At 56.9% G+C, this 20,661-nt stretch carries 25 protein-coding genes; 12 read left to right on the top strand and 13 right to left on the bottom strand.

The window, feature by feature from the left end:
- The first annotated feature begins 90 nt into the window (after positions 1-90).
- The 3 genes from GOX61_RS07200 (at position 91) to GOX61_RS07190 (ending at position 4,365) form a co-directional block, all read left to right on the top strand.
- On the top strand, positions 91-1,737 hold the full coding sequence (locus GOX61_RS07200; RefSeq protein WP_170332440.1) for an electron transfer flavoprotein-ubiquinone oxidoreductase: 1,647 nt from the start codon (positions 91-93) through the stop codon (positions 1,735-1,737).
- A 101-nt stretch (positions 1,738-1,838) separates the two neighbouring features.
- Positions 1,839-3,554: a tetratricopeptide repeat protein gene (locus GOX61_RS07195; protein WP_217353789.1), complete on the top strand. Its 1,716-nt coding sequence runs from the start codon at positions 1,839-1,841 to the stop codon at positions 3,552-3,554.
- Positions 3,544-4,365 (top strand): 4-(cytidine 5'-diphospho)-2-C-methyl-D-erythritol kinase, encoded by an 822-nt coding sequence (locus GOX61_RS07190; RefSeq protein ID WP_170332436.1) that lies wholly within the window; start codon positions 3,544-3,546, stop codon positions 4,363-4,365. Before GOX61_RS07195 ends, GOX61_RS07190 begins: the two co-directional genes overlap by 11 nt.
- Here the strand turns inward: GOX61_RS07190 and GOX61_RS07185 are convergent.
- Positions 4,358-5,356: a polyprenyl synthetase family protein gene (locus GOX61_RS07185; protein ID WP_155149755.1), complete on the bottom strand. Its 999-nt coding sequence runs from the start codon at positions 5,354-5,356 to the stop codon at positions 4,358-4,360. The two genes, GOX61_RS07190 and GOX61_RS07185, sit on opposite strands and share 8 nt — an antisense overlap.
- 56 nt (positions 5,357-5,412) lie before the next feature.
- Here GOX61_RS07185 and GOX61_RS07180 point away from each other — a divergent pair, with 56 nt between their 5' ends.
- The 3 genes from GOX61_RS07180 (at position 5,413) to GOX61_RS07170 (ending at position 6,682) form a co-directional block, all read left to right on the top strand.
- The gene (locus tag GOX61_RS07180; protein WP_155149757.1) at positions 5,413-5,628 is read left to right on the top strand and encodes a putative signal transducing protein; all 216 of its coding nucleotides are present in this window, start codon (positions 5,413-5,415) and stop codon (positions 5,626-5,628) included.
- Positions 5,625-6,398, top strand: coding sequence for a tRNA1(Val) (adenine(37)-N6)-methyltransferase (locus tag GOX61_RS07175; protein WP_170332434.1), 774 nt, complete (start codon positions 5,625-5,627; stop codon positions 6,396-6,398). Before GOX61_RS07180 ends, GOX61_RS07175 begins: the two co-directional genes overlap by 4 nt.
- 119 nt (positions 6,399-6,517) lie before the next feature.
- Positions 6,518-6,682, top strand: coding sequence for a YdcH family protein (locus tag GOX61_RS07170; RefSeq protein WP_155149761.1), 165 nt, complete (start codon positions 6,518-6,520; stop codon positions 6,680-6,682).
- Here GOX61_RS07170 and yddG read toward each other — a convergent pair.
- From yddG to GOX61_RS07115, 11 genes are all read right to left on the bottom strand, one after another.
- Positions 6,679-7,545 (bottom strand): aromatic amino acid exporter YddG, encoded by an 867-nt coding sequence (yddG, locus tag GOX61_RS07165; RefSeq protein WP_170332432.1) that lies wholly within the window; start codon positions 7,543-7,545, stop codon positions 6,679-6,681. The two genes, GOX61_RS07170 and yddG, sit on opposite strands and share 4 nt — an antisense overlap.
- Positions 7,538-8,488, bottom strand: coding sequence for a transcriptional regulator GcvA (locus GOX61_RS07160; protein WP_170332430.1), 951 nt, complete (start codon positions 8,486-8,488; stop codon positions 7,538-7,540). The genes yddG and GOX61_RS07160 overlap by 8 nt, the downstream gene beginning before the upstream one ends.
- Positions 8,489-8,778: 290 nt before the next feature.
- Positions 8,779-9,009, bottom strand: coding sequence for a hypothetical protein (locus GOX61_RS07155; RefSeq protein WP_170332428.1), 231 nt, complete (start codon positions 9,007-9,009; stop codon positions 8,779-8,781).
- Between the two features lie 24 nt (positions 9,010-9,033).
- Positions 9,034-10,527 (bottom strand): S8 family peptidase, encoded by a 1,494-nt coding sequence (locus GOX61_RS07150; RefSeq protein ID WP_170332425.1) that lies wholly within the window; start codon positions 10,525-10,527, stop codon positions 9,034-9,036.
- Between the two features lie 142 nt (positions 10,528-10,669).
- Positions 10,670-11,392: an acetoacetyl-CoA reductase gene (gene phbB / locus GOX61_RS07145; protein WP_155149791.1), complete on the bottom strand. Its 723-nt coding sequence runs from the start codon at positions 11,390-11,392 to the stop codon at positions 10,670-10,672.
- A gap of 186 nt (positions 11,393-11,578) precedes the next feature.
- A complete protein-coding gene (locus GOX61_RS07140) occupies positions 11,579-12,754 on the bottom strand; it encodes an acetyl-CoA C-acetyltransferase (protein ID WP_155149792.1) in 1,176 nt (391 codons plus the stop codon).
- Between the two features lie 196 nt (positions 12,755-12,950).
- Positions 12,951-13,784 (bottom strand): EAL domain-containing protein, encoded by an 834-nt coding sequence (locus tag GOX61_RS07135; protein ID WP_170332423.1) that lies wholly within the window; start codon positions 13,782-13,784, stop codon positions 12,951-12,953.
- A 117-nt stretch (positions 13,785-13,901) separates the two neighbouring features.
- Positions 13,902-14,093: a hypothetical protein gene (locus GOX61_RS07130; protein WP_170332421.1), complete on the bottom strand. Its 192-nt coding sequence runs from the start codon at positions 14,091-14,093 to the stop codon at positions 13,902-13,904.
- 93 nt (positions 14,094-14,186) lie between these two features.
- A complete protein-coding gene (locus GOX61_RS07125) occupies positions 14,187-15,158 on the bottom strand; it encodes a sterol desaturase family protein (protein ID WP_170332419.1) in 972 nt (323 codons plus the stop codon).
- A complete protein-coding gene (locus GOX61_RS07120; protein WP_170332417.1) occupies positions 15,155-15,541 on the bottom strand; it encodes a hypothetical protein in 387 nt (128 codons plus the stop codon). Before GOX61_RS07120 ends, GOX61_RS07125 begins: the two co-directional genes overlap by 4 nt.
- 59 nt (positions 15,542-15,600) lie before the next feature.
- Positions 15,601-15,930, bottom strand: a complete 330-nt coding sequence (locus GOX61_RS07115) for a hypothetical protein (RefSeq protein WP_155149802.1) — start codon at positions 15,928-15,930, stop codon at positions 15,601-15,603.
- Positions 15,931-16,050: 120 nt separating this feature from the next.
- Between GOX61_RS07115 and GOX61_RS07110 the strand changes: the two genes are divergently transcribed.
- Positions 16,051-16,383, top strand: coding sequence for a low molecular weight protein tyrosine phosphatase family protein (locus tag GOX61_RS07110; protein ID WP_254436783.1), 333 nt, complete (start codon positions 16,051-16,053; stop codon positions 16,381-16,383).
- Here GOX61_RS07110 and GOX61_RS07105 read toward each other — a convergent pair.
- Entirely contained in the window at positions 16,380-16,946 is a 567-nt protein-coding gene (locus GOX61_RS07105; protein WP_170332415.1) for a TlpA disulfide reductase family protein, read from the bottom strand. The two genes, GOX61_RS07110 and GOX61_RS07105, sit on opposite strands and share 4 nt — an antisense overlap.
- Positions 16,947-16,967: 21 nt before the next feature.
- Between GOX61_RS07105 and argH the strand changes: the two genes are divergently transcribed.
- The 5 genes from argH to lysA all read left to right on the top strand — a co-directional run bounded on the left by argH (position 16,968) and on the right by lysA (position 20,633).
- Positions 16,968-18,356 carry an argininosuccinate lyase gene (gene argH, locus GOX61_RS07100; RefSeq protein ID WP_170332413.1) on the top strand — a complete coding sequence of 463 codons (1,389 nt, stop codon included), beginning with the start codon at positions 16,968-16,970 and terminating at the stop codon, positions 18,354-18,356.
- A complete protein-coding gene (locus GOX61_RS07095; RefSeq protein ID WP_155149808.1) occupies positions 18,356-18,538 on the top strand; it encodes a hypothetical protein in 183 nt (60 codons plus the stop codon). Before argH ends, GOX61_RS07095 begins: the two co-directional genes overlap by 1 nt.
- A gap of 85 nt (positions 18,539-18,623) precedes the next feature.
- The gene (locus tag GOX61_RS07090; protein ID WP_170332411.1) at positions 18,624-18,773 is read left to right on the top strand and encodes a hypothetical protein; all 150 of its coding nucleotides are present in this window, start codon (positions 18,624-18,626) and stop codon (positions 18,771-18,773) included.
- 199 nt (positions 18,774-18,972) lie between these two features.
- Positions 18,973-19,239: a hypothetical protein gene (locus tag GOX61_RS07085; RefSeq protein ID WP_254436782.1), complete on the top strand. Its 267-nt coding sequence runs from the start codon at positions 18,973-18,975 to the stop codon at positions 19,237-19,239.
- A 128-nt stretch (positions 19,240-19,367) separates the two neighbouring features.
- Complete coding sequence (lysA, locus tag GOX61_RS07080; protein ID WP_170332409.1) at positions 19,368-20,633, top strand: diaminopimelate decarboxylase; 1,266 nt, start codon at positions 19,368-19,370, stop codon at positions 20,631-20,633.
- Positions 20,634-20,661 lie beyond the last annotated feature (28 nt).

Here is a 20,661-nt window from a genome sequence, read left to right as displayed (position 1 = left end):
CTTTCACAACGGGTAATCAGCCGTGAAACAAAATTGCGCGAACCATGCAATGAGAGCGCCAATTCGGAAAAGTTAGCTAAGGAGCCCGCGATGGCCGAAATTGAACGCGAAGCGATGGAATATGACGTGGTGATCGTGGGTGCAGGCCCTGCGGGTCTGTCGGCCGCCATCCGTCTGAAACAGCTGGACGCTGACCTGAACGTCGTGGTGCTTGAAAAGGGTTCCGAAGTAGGCGCGCATATCCTGTCCGGTGCGGTCCTTGATCCTTGCGGTCTGGATGCACTGATTCCGGATTGGAAAGAGAAAGGTGCACCGCTGAACGTGCCTGTGCACGAAGACAATTTCTACATGCTGGGTGAGGCTGGCAAGATCCGCATCCCCAACTTCCCGATGCCGCCGTTGATGAACAACCACGGCAACTACATCGTGTCGATGGGCAATGTCTGCCGCTGGATGGCTGAACAAGCCGAAGAGCTGGGCGTTGAAATCTTCCCGGGTATGGCCTGTTCTGAGCTGGTTTACGGCGACAATGGCGAGGTCAAAGGCGTCGTGGCTGGTGTGTTCGGTCTGGAACCCGATGGGTCCTACGGTCCGAACACCGAGCCGGGCATGGAGCTGCACGGCAAATATGTCTTCCTGTCGGAAGGTGTCCGCGGCTCGCTGTCGAAAGAAGTCATCGCCAAGTACGACCTGTCTGCTGGCAAAGAGCCGCAGAAATACGGCGTTGGCATGAAAGAGATCTGGGAGATCGACCCGGCCAAGCACAAGGAAGGTTCGGTCACGCACACCATGGGCTGGCCTCTGGGCAGCAACGCAGGTGGCGGGTCGTTCATCTATCACCTTGAAAACAATCAGGTCTATGTCGGTTTTGTGGTTCACCTGAACTACAAGAACCCGCACCTGTACCCCTACATGGAATTCCAGCGCTTCAAGCACCACCCTATGGTTGCCGAGCTGCTGAAAGGCGGCAAGCGCGTCGCTTACGGCGCCCGCGCTATCACCGAGGGCGGCTATCAGTCGATGCCGAAACTTGTGGCTCCGGGTGTGGCGCTGCTGGGTTGTTCGGCGGGCATGGTCAACGTGCCTCGCATCAAGGGCAACCACAACGCCATGCTGTCGGGTAAAGCTGCGGCCGAGGCTGCGTATGATGCCATCAAGGCCGAGCGTTCGGGCGATGAACTGACCGCCTATGAAGCTGATGTTCGCGATGGAGCCATCGGCGCAGACCTGAAGAAGGTGCGGAACGTCAAGCCGCTGTGGTCGAAATATGGCCTGACCGCTTCGCTGGTGCTGGGCGGTATGGACATGTGGACCAACACGCTGGGCTTCTCGCTTCTGGGTACGCTGGGCCACGGCAAGAACGATGCCGAGGCGACCGAAGAGGCCAGCAAGCACAAGCCGATCGACTATCCAAAACCCGATGGCACGCTGTCCTTTGACCGCTTGACCAACGTGTCCTTCGCGATGACCAACCACGAGGAAAGCCAGCCCTGCCACCTGAAGCTGACCGACCCGGAAATCCCGGTAAAGGTCAACCTGCCCAAGTTCGATGAACCGGCGCAGCGCTATTGCCCGGCTGGCGTATACGAAATGGTCGAAGATGAAGACGGTCCGCGATTCGTCATCAACTTCCAGAACTGCGTCCACTGCAAAACCTGCGACATCAAGGATCCGAGCCAGAATATCACCTGGACGACGCCGCAGGGTGGTGACGGACCGAACTATCCGAACATGTAGGCAAAAACACGGGCACTGGCAGGGTCGTGAAGGCTCTGCCATTGCCTCTTTCAGGCCAAAGCCCTAGCTTTACGGTCAGTCAATGACAATAAGGCAGGATTTTGGTGGTTTCCCTGGTTCGTCGCGCGGCTCTGACCGTGCTTATTACCTCGACATTCGCGTTGCCGGCTCTTTCAGATACCGGTTCGGGGTCTTATCTGGCTGGGCGCCAGGCCGTTTACGAAAGCGATTATACTGCCGCTGAGAAATACTATGCGCAGGCGCTGAAATTCGATCCGCAAAATGAACAGTTGCTTGAGAGTGTTCTCGTTGCCCGTCTTGCGCTGGGCGAGGTCGAGGGCGCATTGCCCATTGCGCAAAGGATGGAAGAAAGCGATCTGGCGAGCCAGGCCGCGAAAATGGTCATTTCAGCCAGCCTGGTGTCCGAAGGAAAACTGGATGAGTTTCTCGCGCGGGACCCCGAAACACAGGGCGTAGGGCCACTAGTTGACGGGCTGATGATTGCCTGGACCTATATCGGTCAGGGCGAAATGACCAAGGCTATGGAGCAGTTTGACGAAGTCGCAACTCAGGAAGGGTTGCGGGACTTTGCTTTGTATCACAAGGCGATGGCGCTGGCTTCAGTTGGTGATTTCGAAGGGGCCGAAGAGGTTTTCCAGGCAAATGGTGGTGCCGTATCCCGTTTCTCGCGTCGCGCTGTGCTGGCACGGGTCGAGGTGCTATCGCAACTCGACCGCAACGAAGACGCGTTGCAGTTTCTGGACGAGGTATTCGCAGCCGGAAACGATCCGTCCATTGATGGCTATGTGAACCGTTTGAAAGCGGGGGAAACGCTGCCATTCACCCATGTGGGTTCTGCGCAGGATGGCATGGCCGAGGTCTTTTTCTCGGTTGGCGCCGCGCTGAATACAGAAGCTGCCCCCGATTATGTCCTGCTTTATGCACGTATCGCTGCGTTCCTGCGGCCCGATCACATAGATGCAATATTGCTGAGCGCGGAATTGCTGGATGCGCTGAAACAGTATGATTTGGCCGTGGCTGCTTATCGGTCAGTTCCAGCGGATAGTGCGGATTACCACGCTGCTGAACTGGGTCGTGCCGAAGTTCTGGGCCGTTCAGGAAAAAATGATGCCGCCGTAGAAGTGCTGCAGAATCTGGCTGCCCGCCAACCGGGTCTGCCCAGCGTCCATGTTGCGCTTGCGGACCTTGAGCGCCAGCAGGAGAATTACGAGGCGGCGATCAAGTCCTACAACACAGCCATCGAACTGACCGAAACCGACTCGGGTGGAAATTGGTTCCTGCATTATGCCCGTGGTATCTCGCACGAGCGCCTGAAAAACTGGGAAAATGCCGAGGCTGATTTCCGGCGGGCGCTGGAGTTGAACCCGGATCAACCTCAGGTCCTCAACTACCTTGGATACTCATTGGTAGAACGCCGCGAGAAACTGGATGAGGCGCTGGACATGATCGAACGCGCCGTCGCAGCGCGCCCTGACAGCGGCTATATCGTTGACAGCCTTGGCTGGGTCCTTTTCCGCCTTGGCCGCTACGATGAGGCCGTTGATCATATGGAACGCGCCGTCGAGTTGATGCCGGTTGATCCGGTCGTGAATGATCATTTGGGCGATGTGTACTGGGCTGTAGGCAGGGAACGTGAGGCTGAGTTCCAGTGGAAGCGAGCGCTGTCGTTCATCGACCCCGAGGATACCGATGGCGAAGCAGATCCGGAACGTATCCGTCGCAAGCTGGATGTGGGCCTGGATCTGGTGCTTTCCGAGGAAGGTGCTGAACCATTGAAGGTCGCCAATGGCAATTAAGGCTTTTGCGCCTGCCAAGATCAACCTGACCCTGCATGTGACCGGCCAGCGCACGGATGGCTATCACTTGCTGGATTCGCTGGTTGCCTTTGCGGATGTCGGTGATGATCTGATATTTGCGCCTGCGCCCAACTTGTCAATGGAGGTGGCGGGCGAGTTTGCCGAGGGTGTTCCGACGGATAGCCGCAATCTCGTATGGCAAGCGGCCGAGGCTGCAGGTTGGTCAGGGCATGTCAGCCTCAACAAGGTTCTTCCGCATGGTGCTGGGATAGGAGGCGGTTCATCAGATGCTGCGGCTACGTTGAAGGTGCTGTCCGAGCAGGGGTTTGATGTCTCACCCGATGTGGCGTTGTCCCTGGGGGCAGACGTTCCCGTTTGTGTGGCAGGCCAGGCCTCCCGAATGCGGGGCATTGGTGAAGAGATAACCCCGATTGTTCTGCCACCACTGGCAGCGCTGCTGGTTAATCCGGGTGTGGAGGTGCCGACGAGACCGATATTCAAAGCACTCGCATCACGGCTCAACCCGCCAATGCCAGAAAATATTCCTGCGCTTGAAACCTCCGAAGACTGGGCGGAGTGGCTGGGTGAACAACGCAATGATCTGGAAGCGCCTGCCAAGGCGTTGGCGCCTGAAATCGAACGGACACTTGATGAGTTGCGCGCAACCCGAAACGCCCTGCTCGCGCGGATGTCTGGATCAGGGTCTACCTGCTTTGCGCTCTATCCGTCGATGAAAGCGGCCCATTTCGCAGCTTATGAAATTGGCGCGGCCTTTCCCAACTGGTGGTGCCGCGCCACGCAGCTTAGTTGAGGCGCGAGACCACGTAGTCGGCCAGATCACGCAACAGATTGCGTATTTCATGATCGGGCAGCACATCCAGCGCGGTCTTTGCCTTGGCGGCCCAGCCATATGCGTCAGAGCGCGTTTCATCCAGCGTGCCGTATTTGTTCATCAGGCTCAGGGCGTGATCCAGATCGGCGTCTTCCTGACGGCCTTTCTCGATTGTGCGCTCCCAAAAGGCGCGCTCCTCCGGCGTTGCCTGAGCGACTGCCTTGATCACCGGCAGAGTCAGCTTGCGCTCGCGGAAATCGTCGCCGACATTCTTGCCGGTCGCCTTGCTATCACCTTGATAATCCAGCAGATCGTCTGCAATCTGGAATGCAATACCCAAGGCGTCGCCGTAATCGAACAGGGCCTTGACCTGTTCTTCGGTCGCGCCCGCGATCACGCCGCCAACTTCAGTGGCTGCGGAAAACAGCGCGGCGGTTTTGCCGCGAACCACCTGCAGATACACGCTTTCATCCGTGCGCAGATCGGTGGCGGCGGTCATTTGCAGGACTTCGCCTTCTGCGATCGTCGCGGATGCATTTGCAAGGATGTCCAGCACGCGCAGCGAACCGGTTTCAACCATCAGTTGGAAACTGCGGGAAAACAGGTAGTCACCTACCAGAACACTGGATTTATTGTCCCAAAGCAGGTTCGCTGTGGGGCGTCCGCGACGCTGGGCGCTTTCATCCACAACATCGTCATGCAGCAACGTAGCTGTATGAATGAATTCGACTGTGGCTGCGAGACGCACGTGGTGATCCCCTGGATAGCCAAACAGCCGGGCTGCAGCGAGGGTCAGCATCGGGCGCAGGCGTTTGCCGCCAGCTTCGACCAGATGGGCCGTCACTTCGGGGATACGTGGTGCATGTTCCGACGCCATGCGCGTCCGGATCAGTTCATTCACGGCCTCCATTTCCGGTGCCAGAATGTCCGCCAGTCGCTCATGCGGTTTCGAGATCGTGCTGATATTCATCACACTCCTGATACAAGGCTCGACTTCCGTCCCGCCTTGCCCTTACATCCATCCCCATGAAAGAACTTCTGCGCAGCACCGATCCCACCATTCTGGCCTTTGCATCCGCTCTCCTTGAGGGCGAGGATATAGACTGCTTTCAGATGGACGTAAATATGAGCATCCTCGAAGGTGGCATTGGAATTTTTCCGCGACGGCTGATGGTTCGGGCGGATGATCTTGATCGGGCCGAGCGGGTGATGCGTGACAATGAGATCCCGCTGGGCAGATGAGCGGGTTTGCCGACAACGAACTGACCTGTAACGATTTTCTGGGCGGCCGTGTCCGGCTTTGGCAGCCCGTTGACGGATACCGGGCTGGTGTAGATCCTGTTTTTCTGGCGGCATCTGTTCCGGCAATATCCGGCCAGTCTGTACTCGAGCTGGGCTGCGGGGCAGGGGCTGCGGCGCTATGCCTTGCTGCGCGCGTTCCGGGACTTCACCTGTCAGGAGTTGAATTGCAGGCTGAATACGCTGAGCTGGCGCGCAAAAACGCTGTAGAAAACGGCGCGAATTTCGAAGTTGTTCAGGCAGATCTGTCCGCTTTACCGTCTGAACTCAGGCAGCGGCAGTTCGATCACGTTATTGCCAATCCACCGTATTATCGCCTCGGAGCGCACAGCCCTGCCGCCGATAACGGTCGCCAAATCGCACTCGGTGAACAAACACCATTGGCCAATTGGATCGAAGTAGCCGCCCGACGTCTTGCCCCGCGCGGTTATCTGCACATGATCCAGCGTGTCGAACGGCTGCCGGACATGTTGTCTGCTTGTTCGGGGCGACTGGGGTCGGTCGAAATCCTGCCTCTTGGCCCACGGATTGGCAGGGCGGCCGAGCTGTTGATACTGCGCGCGCGCAAGGGTGGTCGGGCTGATTTCAAACTTCACGCACCATTGGTTTTGCACGTCGGTGAAAGACATATTCGCGATGGTGAAAGTTACACGCCCGAAGTGATGAAAATCCTGCGCGAAGGGGCTGAATTGCCCTGGCCAGCCGCGCGATAGGCAATGACCAGCCGAAATTGTCGGATTTATAACAGATTCTGTGCGTCTGCAGCGTGACAGGGTGGAAACGATGTGATCAACTTCTTACGTGACACTTATACGAGAGAAGGAGGATCGCCATGAGCGTGAGCGCACATCTGACCGAACTGAAGAAGAAGCACGAACACCTCAGTCTCGAAGTAGAACAAGCCCAGCGCTCGCCCGGCATTGACGATCTCCACATAGCTCAGCTGAAAAAACAAAAGCTCAGGCTAAAAGAAGAGATCGAACGCCTTTCTACTTAAGAATGGAAGCTGGCGCGTGCCGCAATGATGGCACCGCCAGTGATAAGCAGCGCCGCGATCGCCAATGACCAAGACGGCATAGCGATCCCGGCCAAAACCAGAACAAGCGTAGACAGAAGCGGTGCCGCGTATGAGCTGGTTCCAAGCATCTGAATGTCACCACGCTTGACCCCGATATCCCAGACATAAAAAGCAAGACCAACAGGCCCGAGCCCAAGTGCCAGTGTAGACGCCCATGCGATTGGCGTTTCCGGCCAAATGGTTTCTTCCAGTGCGAAATGCAGCATCCATGACGCGATTGCCGTCAGGACACAGAAAACAGCGACCGAGCTGGTCGGTGTCTCGCCCAAACGTCGCGACAGAACCGAATACCCAGACCATGTCAGAGCGCAAAGCAGGGCCAGGGCGTATCCTGGCAGGTGATCAAGCTGGAACCCTGCACTGCCGCCTCCGGTTATGATCAGCGCCGCGCCGGAAAAACCAAGACAGGCACCGATCAGATGTCCAAGGCGCAAGCTCTCTCCCGGCAGCAGACCTGACAGCAAAACAATCAGCAGAGGCCAGAGATAGGCAATCAGCCCCGCCTCGGCCGCAGGGGCCATGCGCAAGGCCGAAAAATACAATGCGTGATATCCGAACAGCCCGACAGCGCCGAAGAGATAGATTTTCCAGTTGATATCGCGCAACTGGCGCAGTCCGCCCGATGCGTATGTCCAGATCATTCCCAGTGTACCGCCAATACTGAAGCAAATCGCATTCAGCAGCAGGGGTGGGGTCGGAGCGGAGCCAACTGTAAAAAGCGCAAGCAGTGACCACAGCAGAACGGCCACAAATCCAATTGCTGTCGCACGGGTCTTAGTCATGTTGCGGGATATCCTCGACCGGAATGATTTCGAATCCATCCGAGATATGCGCGGTTTTTTCAATTTCTGCCAGAAACCAATCACGAAACGCCTTGATCTGGGGGCGATCTTCAGCGCCGGGCAGGCACAAAAACCGAAAACGGGCATTGGTTTCGATGGCGGTTTTGAATGGCGCAACTAGGCGCCCCTCCAGCACATCCTTGATAATCATCGGTCGGCGGCCAAGGGCAACACCCAGCCCGGCCACAGCTGCGTCAATTGCATGATCAGCGTTAGAGAAATGGGCGCCATGTTCGGGCACAAAATTCACGCCAACCGCCCTGAACCAAGCGGGCCAATCGACCGCAGGTTTTAAGAACCCGATGGAATCGTCGTGTATCAGGGGTGCGTCTTTCAAACTCTGAGGTGTCGTGAATTGCTCTGCCAATTCGGGCGTCATCACAGGCGTCAGCCATTCCTTCCGCACAGGTACAGAATACAAACCGTCATCCTGTCCGTACCCAAACCGGATCGCGACATCCACGTCGTCCCGCTCCAGATCCATGCTGCGCAGCGTGGCAGAAAACCGAAGGTCAATTTCCGGATGTGCACGGGCAAATTCATACAGGCGAGGCGCCAGCCATTTTGCGGTCAACGCCGGTCCCGCAGTGATGGTCAGCGTGGTGTTGTCCTGCAATCTGCGTGTCGCGGCCCATGCTGATTGCAACGTTGCAAACCCTTCAGCGGCGCCCGGAGCAAGCGAGCGTCCTGCTTCTGTCAGTTCAACGGCACGGTTCAGGCGGCGAAACAGCGGTTGGCCCAGATGCTCTTCAAGCGATTTGATCTGAAAGGACAGGGCGGCGGGCGTCACGTTCAACTCGTCCGCTGCTTTTGCAAAGGACATGTGCCGGGCAGCGGCATCGAACGCGCGCAGGGCAGTCAAAGGGGGAAGGCGATCGGTCATATCGGGTAAGAATTTCTAAACTGAACTCTCGAAAACTCTCGTTTGTAGCTTTTAAAAACAACAGGCATCTTAGAGACAAGTCAAGTTCACCTTTACAAAAGGGGAAGTGCAATGATCGAGATGACCACAAACCCAGCTGCGCACCGCGCAATTCTGCGCGCGCATGCCGAGCGCGGCAAAGCCATCAGGCAGATCTGGAACTGGTTCTTTGGTTCCCGCTGAACGCAGCGCGCGCGTTCTTACGGGATAAAAAGAGGGGCCGATCCCTTTGGGATCGGCCTTTTTCGAATCTACCGACCTTTTTTCGACAGGTCGTGCAGTATGATCGGTTCGATCCGGCACAGTTCACCAAACCGGTTCTTCACTTCGGCAATGCCTGCGGGGCTTGCCGAAATCACAATCCGGCCAGATGGTCCCGGCGTTACATTCATGACCCCAGGTACATTGGTGATCTGCTGTGTCAGGTCTGCAGGTTCCGAGCCGCGCCGCTCGCGGCGTATGGCCATCACATAGTCCGTCATTCCCGCTCCTGCATATAAATCCGATCAATCGCGCGGCATTCCGTGCCCCTGAAACTCAGGTGCGAGGCCGATAGTAACACAGATTTGCGTCAGGATATGTCGCGCCATGTTCGAGCGGTGAATGTTCCGGGGCAACGACAGATATGCGGCATCCTTTGCCAGAACCCGGGCAAGCGTCGCGCAAGCAACAGGTGTCGCCATCGAAGTACCATCCAGCGCGGAATACGGGGCGACAAAGCCGTGGCGCTCGGGAACCGTAGCGATGATGCCGACGCCGGGAGCAATTGCATCAATCTCGGGGCCGAAATTCGAGAATCGTGCCAGAAAGAACCCATCCAGCCCGAATTTCCATGGCTCCTGCGGCAGTTGATTTCCCGAGGTCGAGGTATCCGGAGCTGTCCCGATTTTCCCCGCGGCTGAGATTGCGACGGTTTCCGACAAGGCGGCCGGGAATTTGACCGGTGGACCACCGTCATTGGCGGCTGCACACAGGCACAGCGTTCCTCGTTCCGCTGCGTCCTGAACCGCATCCTCCACCAGTTCGGATTTTACCGGAGAACCGAGGCTCATGTTGATCAGGTCTGCTCCGGCCTTGCTCAGATGGTCAATCGCGTTGGCGATATCGACGTTCGAAGCCCCAGAATCGGGCGGGAATACGCGCGCGGAGTGCAGATCAACACCCGGCGCAACACCGGCCTGTACCATCTGGCCCCCGGGCCGACCACCAATGCTGCCGGCAACATGCGAGCCATGAATGTCGACATCTGCCCCGGCGACCGGATCGTGTTGATTGTCGATGAAAGCCCCGTGATCGGTACCTATCAGATGGGGGTGGGGGCCGAACCCTGTATCGATCACACCAACGGCGATTCCATCCCCCGCATCGGCCTCAAATGAGTTTACTCCAACTGCCCGGTGCCACCAGTCGATTCTGCGATTGCCCGGCAGCTTGTCGCAAACCACCGTCGTCTTTGGACCTGCAACCATGACCTGTCGTGACCAGAAACCATCATATGGGCTGACGATATATGCCAGCGGCTGCATCGAAGGGACGACGTCAAAAACTGCGATACCGCTTGCGTCAGTCATGCCTTCAACGCGCGCGACATCACCACCAAGGGCGCGCAGAAAAAGTGTGACACCGGCAAAAGGCAGGCCCCTGCCACCACCGCGTACCTCGATTTCGAACAAAAGCCCGGATCCGGCAGTATGGGACAGGTCGATGACTGGCACATTGGTGCCTGCAAACAGGCTGCGAGCGCCTCCAACGCGTTCGTGCATGATCAGAGGCTCGACAATGACATCGTTTGTGCTGGTGGCTGCGAGGGCCTGCATTTCGCCCTCTGTGCCCTCCATGACGACGCTGCGGCGCGCCAGATCATCAGGCGGAGCCAGATCAGACAGCATATGTGTTGTGCTTGATGGTAAGGCCAGAGCTGCGCTCAATGCATCGCGCGAAGCCATTTTTTCCTGTTCGCGAAACTTACCGGCTCGTCGATTGGACATCACGAATTTCATATCAAATGCTCCTTTAAAAGAATGGGAGCATGATAGCACAAATCGCGACGTTTTTCTGGCTTGGGTTGCAGTGTGGGCGAGTCTCCACCGCAAAAAGAGAACGCCCGCCAAACTGGCGGGCGTCTAATGCTGTCCAATCGGATCAGACGAAGAACTGAGCACCGTTGGCCGAAATTGTCGAGCCGTTGATGAACTGAGAATCGTCAGACGCCAGGAACGCCACACAACGTGCGATTTCTTCAGGCTCACCCAGACGACCGGCCGGGATCTGGCCGATGATCGATTCGCGTACTTTTTCCGGAACCGCCATCACCATCTCGGTTGCGATATAGCCAGGGCAGATCGCGTTTGCAGTGATGCCTGCACGTGCGCCCTCTTGCGCCAGCGATTTGACGATACCCAGGTCACCGGCCTTGGTGGCGGCATAGTTCACCTGCGCAAACTGACCCTTTTGGCCATTGATCGAGCTGATGACGATGACACGACCGAACTTACGCTCGCGCATGCCGTTCCAGACCGGGTGGACGGTGTTGAATACGCCGGTCAGGTTGGTGTCGATCACCTGATGCCACTGTTCCGGGGTCATCTTGTGGAATGGCGCGTCGCGGGTGATGCCCGCATTGGCGACAACGATGTCGATCGGACCAACTTCGGCCTCAACCTTTTCGATGCCCGCTTTCGATTCATCATAGTCGGCGACGTTCCATTTGTAGGTGGCGATGCCGGTTTCTTCGGTGAATTTCGCAGCGGCTTCGTCATTCCCCGCATAGGTGGCTGCAACGTTGTACCCTTCGGCCTTGAGCGCCTTGGAAATTGCTGCGCCGATGCCGCGGGAGCCGCCGGTAACGAGTGCTGTACGTGCCATTTAGGAATCCTCCAAATTTAGTCGCCTTGGTAATGCTGTTACTCTGAGAGATGCAGATGCGCAATATTGTTTCGTCGTGAATTTTCGCTTTCGAGGTGTCAATATCGTCGCATCCAATAGGTAGTGGTTGATTGTAACAAAAAAGGGCGCCGGTCGGCGCCCTTTTTTATTTGGTTGTCAAAGCACTTAGTCGCGCTCCACACAGAGGGCGACGCCCATGCCGCCACCGATGCAGAGGGTCGCGAGACCTTTCTTGGCATCGCGGCGCTTCATTTCGAAGAGCAGGGTGTTCAGTACGCGGCAGCCGGATGCGCCGATCGGGTGACCGATGGCGATCGCGCCGCCGTTGACGTTTACGATCGACGGGTCCCAACCCATGTCCTTGTTTACGGCGCAGGCCTGAGCGGCAAAGGCTTCGTTGGCTTCGACCAGATCCAGATCATCTACGGACCAGCCTGCCTTCTCCAGCGCCTTGCGAGAGGCGTAGATCGGACCGACGCCCATGATCGACGGATCCAGGCCAGCGGTTGCGTAGGATGCGATACGGGCCAGGGGCTCAATGCCGCGCTTTTCTGCATTCTCGGCCGACATCAACAGGGTGGCGGCCGCGCCGTCGTTCAGGCCCGAAGCGTTTGCCGCGGTGACCGAACCGTCTTTGGCGAAGGCCGGGCGCAGTTTGCCCATGGCTTCGATGGTTGCGCCGTGACGGATGTATTCGTCGCTGTCCATCACTATGTCGCCCTTGCGGGTTTTGATGGTGAAGGGAGTGATTTCGTCAGCGAACTTACCGGCCTTTTGCGCGGCTTCAGCCTTGTTCTGCGACGCAACTGCAAACTCGTCTTGCATGTCACGGCTGATCTGCCATTTCTCGGCGACGTTTTCAGCGGTCTGACCCATGTGATAGCCGTTGAAGGCATCCCACAGACCGTCGCGGATCATCGTGTCGATGTATTTCATGTCACCCATCTTGTGACCGGCGCGCAGAGCGGCGGCATGGGGTGACAGAGTCATGTTCTCTTGTCCGCCTGCGGCAACGATATCGGCGTCGCCCAGCTGAATGTGCTGTGCGCCCAGTGCCACGGCGCGCAAGCCCGAGCCGCAAACCTGGTTGATGCCCCACGCGGCGCTTTCCTGCGGTAGGCCAGCATTGATATGCGCCTGACGGGCCGGGTTCTGGCCCTGTGCAGCGGTCAGGACCTGACCCATGATGGTTTCGCTTACTTCGCCCTTATCGATTCCAGCGCGTTCCACGACTGCTTCAAGGACGGCAGCGCCCAAATCATGTGCAGGGGTGTTCGCAAACGAACCGCCAAAGCTACCGACGCCTGTACGTGCGGCGGATGCGATTACTACGTTGGTCATACAGTCAATCCTTTACCGTCATGGTCCTGTGGGAAATCTGACGGCGCAGGTCGTGGAGAGGCACTCTCCGGATACAAGAGCGCCTCGTGATCCCCCGCTCAAGCACCTCTTGCCATAGCGTAATGCTGCAGTTGCAGCAACGGACAGCTTGTCTCAGCGTTATGATCGGCAATTAGTTGCGACAGTGCGGTGCTTGTTAACTTCCTGTCTTTGCTTCACTTTTCGTCTTCCAGGGCGGCGTGATCGAAGGAGCGCCGAAGAGGAAGCCCTGCAGGCAGTCGACTCCATTAGCCACCAGAAACTCGGCATCTTGTCTGGTCTCGACCGATTCGGCGGTTACCAAAATCTCGAACTCACGGGCGACAGCGATCAGCGCGCGAACCAGCGCCTGATTGTCTGAGTTTTCACTTATCCCGCGTATGAACTGGCCATCGATTTTGGCGGCATCAAACAGGAACTCGCGAAAATAGCGAAAGCTGAAATTACTGGCCCCGAAGTCGTCCAACGCGAAGGCGACACCACGTTCCTGCAGGCGATCCATGAAATCCACGACCAGCTCCGGTACCTGCATCGCCGAGCTTTCCGAGATTTCCAGAATCAACCTTTCCCCGATGCTGGCGTCCTTTTTCAGGAACCGGTCCAGTACGCGGGACCAGCGCGCAAATCCGATGGAGCGGGCCGACATGTTGATTGACAGGCGGATTCCGGGGTTTCTGACCAAGGTTCGCAGCCCCATTTCCAGTGCGATGCAATCCAGTTCCCGTCCAATCGGCGTGTTCTCGACCTGCGGCATGAATTCGCGCGCGGGGATTACACGGCCGGTTTCGTCAAGGACGCGGATGAACCCTTCGTAAAAGGCGACACCCTGCGGAGGATGGGCCTGCATGACTGGCTGATAGGCCAGCTTGCATTGCTTGTGCCTGACTGCGTCAGCTGCCATCTGCACGACCGAGCGATCCCGGGCCGTAACCGCTGAATTCAAAGGGCTGTCCGCGCCTTCTGGCAGGTCTGCAAGTTTCTTGTCCCGCATGGATACCGTTCCCTGAGGGTTGCCGAATGGGGTTCGGCCTCATTCTCAGGGCAAACAGGTGAATCTGCGGTTAAGAAGTAAGATGTATTAATAGATTGGTTAATGCTTTGCGGTCCGTCAGCGGGCTGATTGCCAAGCACGACCCAGCGAAGTGGCGGCGCCGATGACAGCCCCCAGAATGCCCATGACCAACATGACGAAGCTAAGCGCCAGAATGCCAGAGGGTACATTGCTTATCAGCGCAGATACCATCGCCATCACCAGACCCAAAAGGCCAATAACAGTCGAAACAGTTGTCAGACGGGACATGCTGGCCTCCAAGCTACTCATACGCGGCACATCTGGTCGATATGGAGTAGCTGGGCCGAATTTCAAGTCGCCGTGGCCGTCAGTCGGGCAAGATCAAGCCCGTTCTGCCTGTGCATTAGGCGGTTTCGCGTCAAATTGCTCAAATCCGGGCGTTCCACGATCTTCTGGGTGGCGGGCAAGGTGTTTGGCTTTGATCTGTTCAGAGTTGTCGCGGCTTCCGTCGTGGCTGTAACCGGGGGGTGCAAAGCAATAAGCCAGCCGTTGACGCAGGCTCAGGCCCGGCTGTTTTACATCCTGCCAGATGCCCACCCATTCGTGGAAAGCTACGCGCAAGGGATTGAACGTACCGATATTGTGCACCAGTCCGTAGTCGACGCGGTCATCGTCCTGCTCGGGTACAAAGGTACCAAAGAGTTTGTCCCAGATGATGAAGACACCGGCATAGTTGCAATCCAGATACCGCGCATTGCGACCGTGGTGCGCGCGGTGATGGCTGGGGGTATTCATGATGGCCTCAAACCAACGGGGCATCTTTCCGATCGCTTCGGTATGTATCCAGAACTGATAGATCAGGTTTATACCGCCGACGAACAAAACCATCGCAGGGTGAAAGCCAAGCAGGATCAGCGGCGCCCGAACGACCATCATGAAGGTGAACGTATAGGTCCATGTCTGACGCAACGCGGTTGTGAGATTATAGTGCTGTGAGCTGTGGTGATTGACATGGCTGGCCCAAACCCAGCGCACACGGTGCCCCAAACGGTGCACCCAGTAGTACCGCAGATCATCCAGAACAAAGCACAGAATAATGACAGGGATCGATGTGCCCAGATTTAGGGGTGTGATCTGCCACAGCCACATGAAGAATGCGTAGGCGATGAAGCCCAGCAGAAAGCCCGACGCAATATTGCCAGCCCCCATGATCAGCGACGTCACCGCATCACGGGTTTCATATCGCCCGCCCCGACCCTTGATCGAGATCCACAGGAATTCTGCAAGGATTGCAGCAATGAAGAAGGGAACGGCCCATTGCACGGCGTCCGGAAATGTCACTTGATCAGTCATGCGGGCTCCATCAGGTGTCGCCAGTGGCGGCGTTCGCTTTCGTCAAGATGGATAACCACGCGCGGCACGCCAAACTCGTGGAACTGAACCTCCAGTCCCTTTGGGTGCTCAAGCCAGTCGAAATCCATCAGATGCCGCGCAACAGTGTCTGCGCCAAATGACCAGAGCAGACCGGCGCCGACATTGGTTCTGATCAGCGCTGAATGGCAGTCATGCGATATGGTGACATCGATCACGTCATCATCGGGAAAGTGACGCAACCAATCCTTTTGTGCGCTGGCCTTGGTCAGGACGCGCAACCGCGATCTGCCTGTGACGTGCAGCAACAGTGTGATCCCGGCGATCCCGCCGACCACCAGAACCAATAGTATTTCGAGTGGCATTCCATCCTCCTGCAGACAACCTGCAAAGGAGTTGAAAGGCTGTCAAAGGTGGCGTTGCGTCAGCTGTTTTCCAGAGTTTCCAGAATCTCGTGCTGCACAACGCGTTCGACGAAGGGCACCAAGCCTTCGGGACCTGACGCGCGATCCTTGAGGTGGATGCAAATGTCAGGCCTGCGTGCTGCAATGATGCCCACCATTTCGCCGCGAATCTTGTCATCAAGACCTGCGCCCATGATGGCACAGACAATCCGCGGTTCCGCCTCCAGTTGCCGCCGGACCTCTTCCTGATCATGAGCGCCCAGCCATTGGATCGGCAGATGATCCAACTGCCGTGCCACATCGCCTATTACGTTCGGCAAACGTCCAATCAACAGAACTACCGGTTTCATCGCTGTTTCCTCTCAAACTGGTTTATTTGAGGGTTTTTGCTAAGCATGAGAAAACTATAGCACGGGAAGGCCGAAGTTGACTTGTTCTAAATCGCCAGCATCGAAAACAGGAAGGGCATCTTGAAGAACGTTCTTTTCATTTGCGGCAAAGCGCGCATGCGCAGCCCAACAGCCGCCGATGTAGTGGGCGAATGGCCCGGCTATAGCACTGATTTCGCAGGGATTAGCCGGGATGCAGACGAAATGATCTCATCAGAACAGGTTGAGTGGGCAGATATGATATTTGTGATGGACCGCCGCCAGAAGAAGCGGCTGTCTGAAAAATTCGGTCATCTCATAAAGGACACCAAGGTTATTATTCTTGGTATCCCCGATCAATTTGATTACATGGCGCCTGATTTGGTCGACCTCATAGTGGTAAAGCTGCGTCCGATTTTGGACGTCCAGGATTAGCTTTCACCACCAATCAGTGTCGACACAATCGCTTTGGCGCTATCTGAATTCCACTCTGCATCACCGATCAGACGGGCGATTTCATTGCCGTCCGGGTCGATGATCACGGTGATCGGCAGGCCAATCACACCCATTTTGCTTGCGACGGCCTGCTTTGGGTCCTGATGGCGGGGCAGATTGTCGATGCCGTTCTCGTCGAAGAACTTCTTGATCCCGGCAGGAGAGTTGCGTCCGGTGGCCAATGTCAGAACTTCGAAACTGTCACCGCCAAACTCGTCCTGGAGCTCAGCAATCTGCGGCATCTCCTTGCGGCAAGGGGCGCACCAGGTGGCCCAGAAATTCAGCAGCACATACTTGCCCTTGTAATCCTCAAGAGACGCAGTGCCACCGTCATCTTCCAGCTGAAACTCAACGGCTTCGACCGGCTTGGGCTCTTTGTGCAGGATCAGGCGTTTCAGACTTCCTTCGCGCAGTGGGCCAAGAGTCTCGGCATCTGTCGCCAAAGCGGCGTTTGCACCCAGCGCAAGGGCCATATAAAGGGGGATCAGACGAAATAGGCGCATATCAACTCCGGGTTTTCTTACATGACCGATCAATCCTCGAACCAGATGTGGGGCGGCCGCTTTGCCGCCGGTCCAGACGCGATCATGGAGGCGATCAATGCCTCGATCGGGTTCGATCAGCGGATGGCAGCCCAGGACATCGCAGGCTCGCGCGCCCATGCCGCCATGTTGGCTGCCACAGGCGTCATAAGTGATAGTGATGCCGAGGCTATTCGGGAAGGGCTGCTCACCGTTTTGTCAGAAATCCAGAGCGGAGAATTTCAGTTCTCAACCGCACTGGAAGACATCCACATGAATGTCGAAGCGCGCCTGAAAGAGATCATCGGTGAGCCCGCAGGCCGTTTGCATACAGGCCGCAGCCGCAATGACCAGGTTGCGACCGATTTCAAACTCTGGGTTCGTGATCAGCTGGACGCTGCTGAGAGCGGCTTGCTGGCGCTGATCCGCGCGCTTTTGGCGCAGGCCGAGGCCGGTGCTGATTGGGTCATGCCGGGCTTCACCCACCTTCAAACCGCCCAGCCAGTCACTTGGGGCCATCACATGATGGCCTATGTCGAGATGTTTGGCCGTGATCTGTCTCGTGTCCGCGATGCCCGAACCCGAATGAACGAATCCCCGCTGGGCGCTGCTGCGCTGGCCGGCACCTCATTCCCCATCGACCGCCACATGACGGCCGAAGCTCTTGGTTTTGACCGCCCCGCTGCCAACTCGCTGGACGCCGTCAGCGACCGCGACTTCGCGTTGGAGTTCCTGTCGACCGCATCGATCTGTGCCATGCACCTGTCACGCTTTGCAGAGGAACTGGTGATCTGGTCTTCGGCCCAATTCCGTTTTGTATCTCTATCGGATCGCTTCTCGACCGGCTCGTCGATAATGCCGCAGAAGAAGAACCCCGATGCTGCAGAACTAATCCGCGCCAAGGTGGGGCGGATTTACGGAGCCAATACCGGTCTTATGATGGTCATGAAAGGCCTGCCCCTGACCTATTCCAAGGACATGCAGGAAGACAAGGAACAGGTCTTTGATGCGGCCGACAACTGGATGCTGGCGCTGGCAGCAATGGAAGGCATGGTCAAGGATATGACCGCCAACCGCGAGAGCCTTGCCGCGGCAGCGGGCTCGGGGTTTTCGACCGCGACCGACCTGGCCGATTGGCTGGTTCGCGTATTGGGCCTGCCGTTCCGTGATGCACACCACGTTACCGGATCTCTGGTTGCGATGGCGGAAAGCAAGGGCTGCGATCTGCCCGACCTGACGCTTGACGACATGCAGTCGGTCCACGCGGACATCACTCAGGATGTCTATTCTGTTCTTGGCGTACAAAATTCGGTAAACTCGCGACAATCTTACGGCGGTACGGCACCGGATCAGGTCCGTATCCAGATTGAAAGATGGAAGGCGAACCTGTGATGACCCTTTTGCGCGCAATTGCTCTTGTGGCCGCTACTGCGATGCTGTCGGGATGCGGGGCGGATGGCGAGCCCATTCAACCGACACTGAACGCAAATGTCGGCGTTTCAAACAACGGTGCATATGTCAGTGGCGGCGTGGGTGTAAACCGTGGCCCTCTCAGCGTCTTTTTTGGGCTCTGACCTGACGCCCGATTGAAAACCATGGTCTGATCACCCACCTTTGGGTGGTCATGCCCTCATGACTGAAATTCAGAGGCAATAGAGAATGAAATTCATCGGTGTATTGACCGCGCTTGTTGTGCTCGCAGCTTGCGACCCGTCTTATCAGTCGCGCCCTGAACCTGCGGCAGAGCCGAAGAAATCGGGCATCTCAATTTCCGGCTACGGTCGCGTTGGTGTTTCCACCAGAAAGTAACGCGTCAATCAGCAACCATTGCGCAAATTGTGTTTACGAGCTGGAGCTGTACGCTAATGCTCGGCCATTTGGCACGCCTGCAAAATATATTTTATTACAATGGGTTAAATTTCATATTCTTCCCCCTTGTTGGTGTCGGTGCTCCTGAGCAAAAGGGCCGTGCCTGAAAATTCATCAGGTAAAAACATGTGAGCACAAAATGAAAAATATCTTTATTGCCGCGGCAATGATTGCTGCATCTGCAGGAATTGCGTCTGCTGCGGATCAGGACTGCACTGCCGAGAATGCGCAGTCCAAGGCGCTGGAACTGTCCACTGCGCTGCAAACGCTGGCTGCAACGAACCCTACGCGTATGCAGGAGATTGCAACTGAAATGCAGGCCAAAGCTACAGAAGCACAGACATCTGGTGATCTGGCAGGTTTGTGCGCTTACTACGATGAGTTGATCGACGAGGTTAACTCCTGAAGTTTGACTGATTGTTTCTTTGAAAGGGGTCCGAATTCGTTTCGGGCCCTTTTTTGATTCCTGAAAGGCGCGCCATGGCGCTTCAAAACCATTGATCAACGCTTGCATTTCAGTCTAAGCGCGCTGTCATGGATCACTTTCTTTACCGCGACGGCGCGCTTTACGCCGAGGATGTACCGATCTCCGAAATCGCTGCTGCGGTCGGAACGCCATTCTATGTCTACTCGACTGCGACGCTACTGCGCCATTTCAAGCTGTTCGATGATGCGCTGGACGGTACCGATCACCTCGTTTGTTACGCGATGAAGGCGGCCAGCAATCAGGCTATCCTGAAGACGCTGGCACAGGCGGGTGCGGGAATGGATGTGGTTTCGGGCGGTGAGTATCTGCGCGCCAAAGCTGCCGGGGTGCCCGGCGACAGGATCGTGTTCTCAGGCGTTGGCAAGACGGCAGATGAAATCCGCACCGCGCTGAGCGGCGGCATCCGCCAGTTCAACGTCGAATCCGAACCTGAGATGGAAGTGATCAACGCCGTTGCTTTGGAGTTGGGTGTGGTTGCGCCGATCACCGTTCGGGTGAATCCGGATGTGGATGCCAAGACCCATGCCAAGATCGCGACGGGAAAATCCGAGAACAAATTCGGCATTCCAATTGCACGAGCATCTGAGGTCTATGCCCATGCCGCCAGCCTGCCCGGCCTCGAGGTGATTGGCATCGACGTCCATATCGGCTCGCAGCTGACCGAACTGGAGCCCTTTGAACTGGCCTATACCAAGGTAGCTGAACTGACGGAAAAGCTGCGCGCCGAAGGTCACAACATCCGCCGCCTTGATTTGGGGGGCGGGTTGGGCATTCCCTACACCCGTTCCAACGATGCGCCACCGCTGCCGGTGGAGTATGGTGCACTGATCAAGAAGACACTCGGTCATCTGGACTGCGAGATCGAGATCGAACCCGGTCGTTTGATCGCCGGGAATGCGGGTTTGATGGTCAGCAAAGTGATTTATGTGAAATCCGGAGAAGGTCGCGACTTCCTGATCCTCGATGGCGCAATGAACGATCTGATCCGTCCAGCGATGTACGAGGCGCATCACGATATTGTGGCAGTGCAGGAGCCTGCTCCGGGCGTTGAACGGCAACCCTATGACATCGTGGGGCCGGTCTGTGAAACGGGTGATACCTTTGCCAAGCAGCGCAACATGCCGCCGTTGAAATCCGGTGATCTGATCGCCTTTCGCAGCGCAGGCGCATATGGCGCGGTAATGGCCAGCGAATACAATACGCGTCCGCTGATCCCAGAGGTTCTGGTAAACGGCGATCAATTCGCAGTAATTCGTGAACGGCCAAGCTTTGACGAAATCATAAACCGCGATACCATACCTTCGTGGCTTTGACGCGATGAACGCGCGGGCCCGATCAGGA

This window comes from Ruegeria arenilitoris (assembly GCF_013030265.1).
GTDB lineage: Bacteria > Pseudomonadota > Alphaproteobacteria > Rhodobacterales > Rhodobacteraceae > Ruegeria > Ruegeria arenilitoris_E.
Note: the sequence above shows the minus strand (reverse complement) of the source record. Positions and strands in the feature narration are given on the sequence as shown.

Bases quoted from the DNA above. Each gene is read 5' to 3' on its own strand.
- GOX61_RS07200 (WP_170332440.1), top strand. From the start codon at position 91: ATGGCCGAAATTGAACGCGAAGCGATGGAATATGACGTGGTGATCGTG.
- GOX61_RS07190 (WP_170332436.1), top strand. From the start codon at position 3,544: ATGGCAATTAAGGCTTTTGCGCCTGCCAAGATCAACCTGACCCTGCAT.
- GOX61_RS07185 (WP_155149755.1), bottom strand. From the start codon at position 5,356: ATGAATATCAGCACGATCTCGAAACCGCATGAGCGACTGGCGGACATT.
- GOX61_RS07180 (WP_155149757.1), top strand. From the start codon at position 5,413: ATGAAAGAACTTCTGCGCAGCACCGATCCCACCATTCTGGCCTTTGCA.
- GOX61_RS07175 (WP_170332434.1), top strand. From the start codon at position 5,625: ATGAGCGGGTTTGCCGACAACGAACTGACCTGTAACGATTTTCTGGGC.
- GOX61_RS07170 (WP_155149761.1), top strand. From the start codon at position 6,518: ATGAGCGTGAGCGCACATCTGACCGAACTGAAGAAGAAGCACGAACAC.
- yddG (WP_170332432.1), bottom strand. From the start codon at position 7,545: ATGACTAAGACCCGTGCGACAGCAATTGGATTTGTGGCCGTTCTGCTG.
- GOX61_RS07160 (WP_170332430.1), bottom strand. From the start codon at position 8,488: ATGACCGATCGCCTTCCCCCTTTGACTGCCCTGCGCGCGTTCGATGCC.
- GOX61_RS07155 (WP_170332428.1), bottom strand. From the start codon at position 9,009: ATGACGGACTATGTGATGGCCATACGCCGCGAGCGGCGCGGCTCGGAA.
- GOX61_RS07150 (WP_170332425.1), bottom strand. From the start codon at position 10,527: ATGAAATTCGTGATGTCCAATCGACGAGCCGGTAAGTTTCGCGAACAG.
- phbB (WP_155149791.1), bottom strand. From the start codon at position 11,392: ATGGCACGTACAGCACTCGTTACCGGCGGCTCCCGCGGCATCGGCGCA.
- GOX61_RS07140 (WP_155149792.1), bottom strand. From the start codon at position 12,754: ATGACCAACGTAGTAATCGCATCCGCCGCACGTACAGGCGTCGGTAGC.
- GOX61_RS07135 (WP_170332423.1), bottom strand. From the start codon at position 13,784: ATGCGGGACAAGAAACTTGCAGACCTGCCAGAAGGCGCGGACAGCCCT.
- GOX61_RS07130 (WP_170332421.1), bottom strand. From the start codon at position 14,093: ATGTCCCGTCTGACAACTGTTTCGACTGTTATTGGCCTTTTGGGTCTG.
- GOX61_RS07125 (WP_170332419.1), bottom strand. From the start codon at position 15,158: ATGACTGATCAAGTGACATTTCCGGACGCCGTGCAATGGGCCGTTCCC.
- GOX61_RS07120 (WP_170332417.1), bottom strand. From the start codon at position 15,541: ATGCCACTCGAAATACTATTGGTTCTGGTGGTCGGCGGGATCGCCGGG.
- GOX61_RS07115 (WP_155149802.1), bottom strand. From the start codon at position 15,930: ATGAAACCGGTAGTTCTGTTGATTGGACGTTTGCCGAACGTAATAGGC.
- GOX61_RS07105 (WP_170332415.1), bottom strand. From the start codon at position 16,946: ATGCGCCTATTTCGTCTGATCCCCCTTTATATGGCCCTTGCGCTGGGT.
- argH (WP_170332413.1), top strand. From the start codon at position 16,968: ATGACCGATCAATCCTCGAACCAGATGTGGGGCGGCCGCTTTGCCGCC.
- GOX61_RS07095 (WP_155149808.1), top strand. From the start codon at position 18,356: ATGACCCTTTTGCGCGCAATTGCTCTTGTGGCCGCTACTGCGATGCTG.
- GOX61_RS07090 (WP_170332411.1), top strand. From the start codon at position 18,624: ATGAAATTCATCGGTGTATTGACCGCGCTTGTTGTGCTCGCAGCTTGC.
- GOX61_RS07085 (WP_254436782.1), top strand. From the start codon at position 18,973: ATGAAAAATATCTTTATTGCCGCGGCAATGATTGCTGCATCTGCAGGA.
- lysA (WP_170332409.1), top strand. From the start codon at position 19,368: ATGGATCACTTTCTTTACCGCGACGGCGCGCTTTACGCCGAGGATGTA.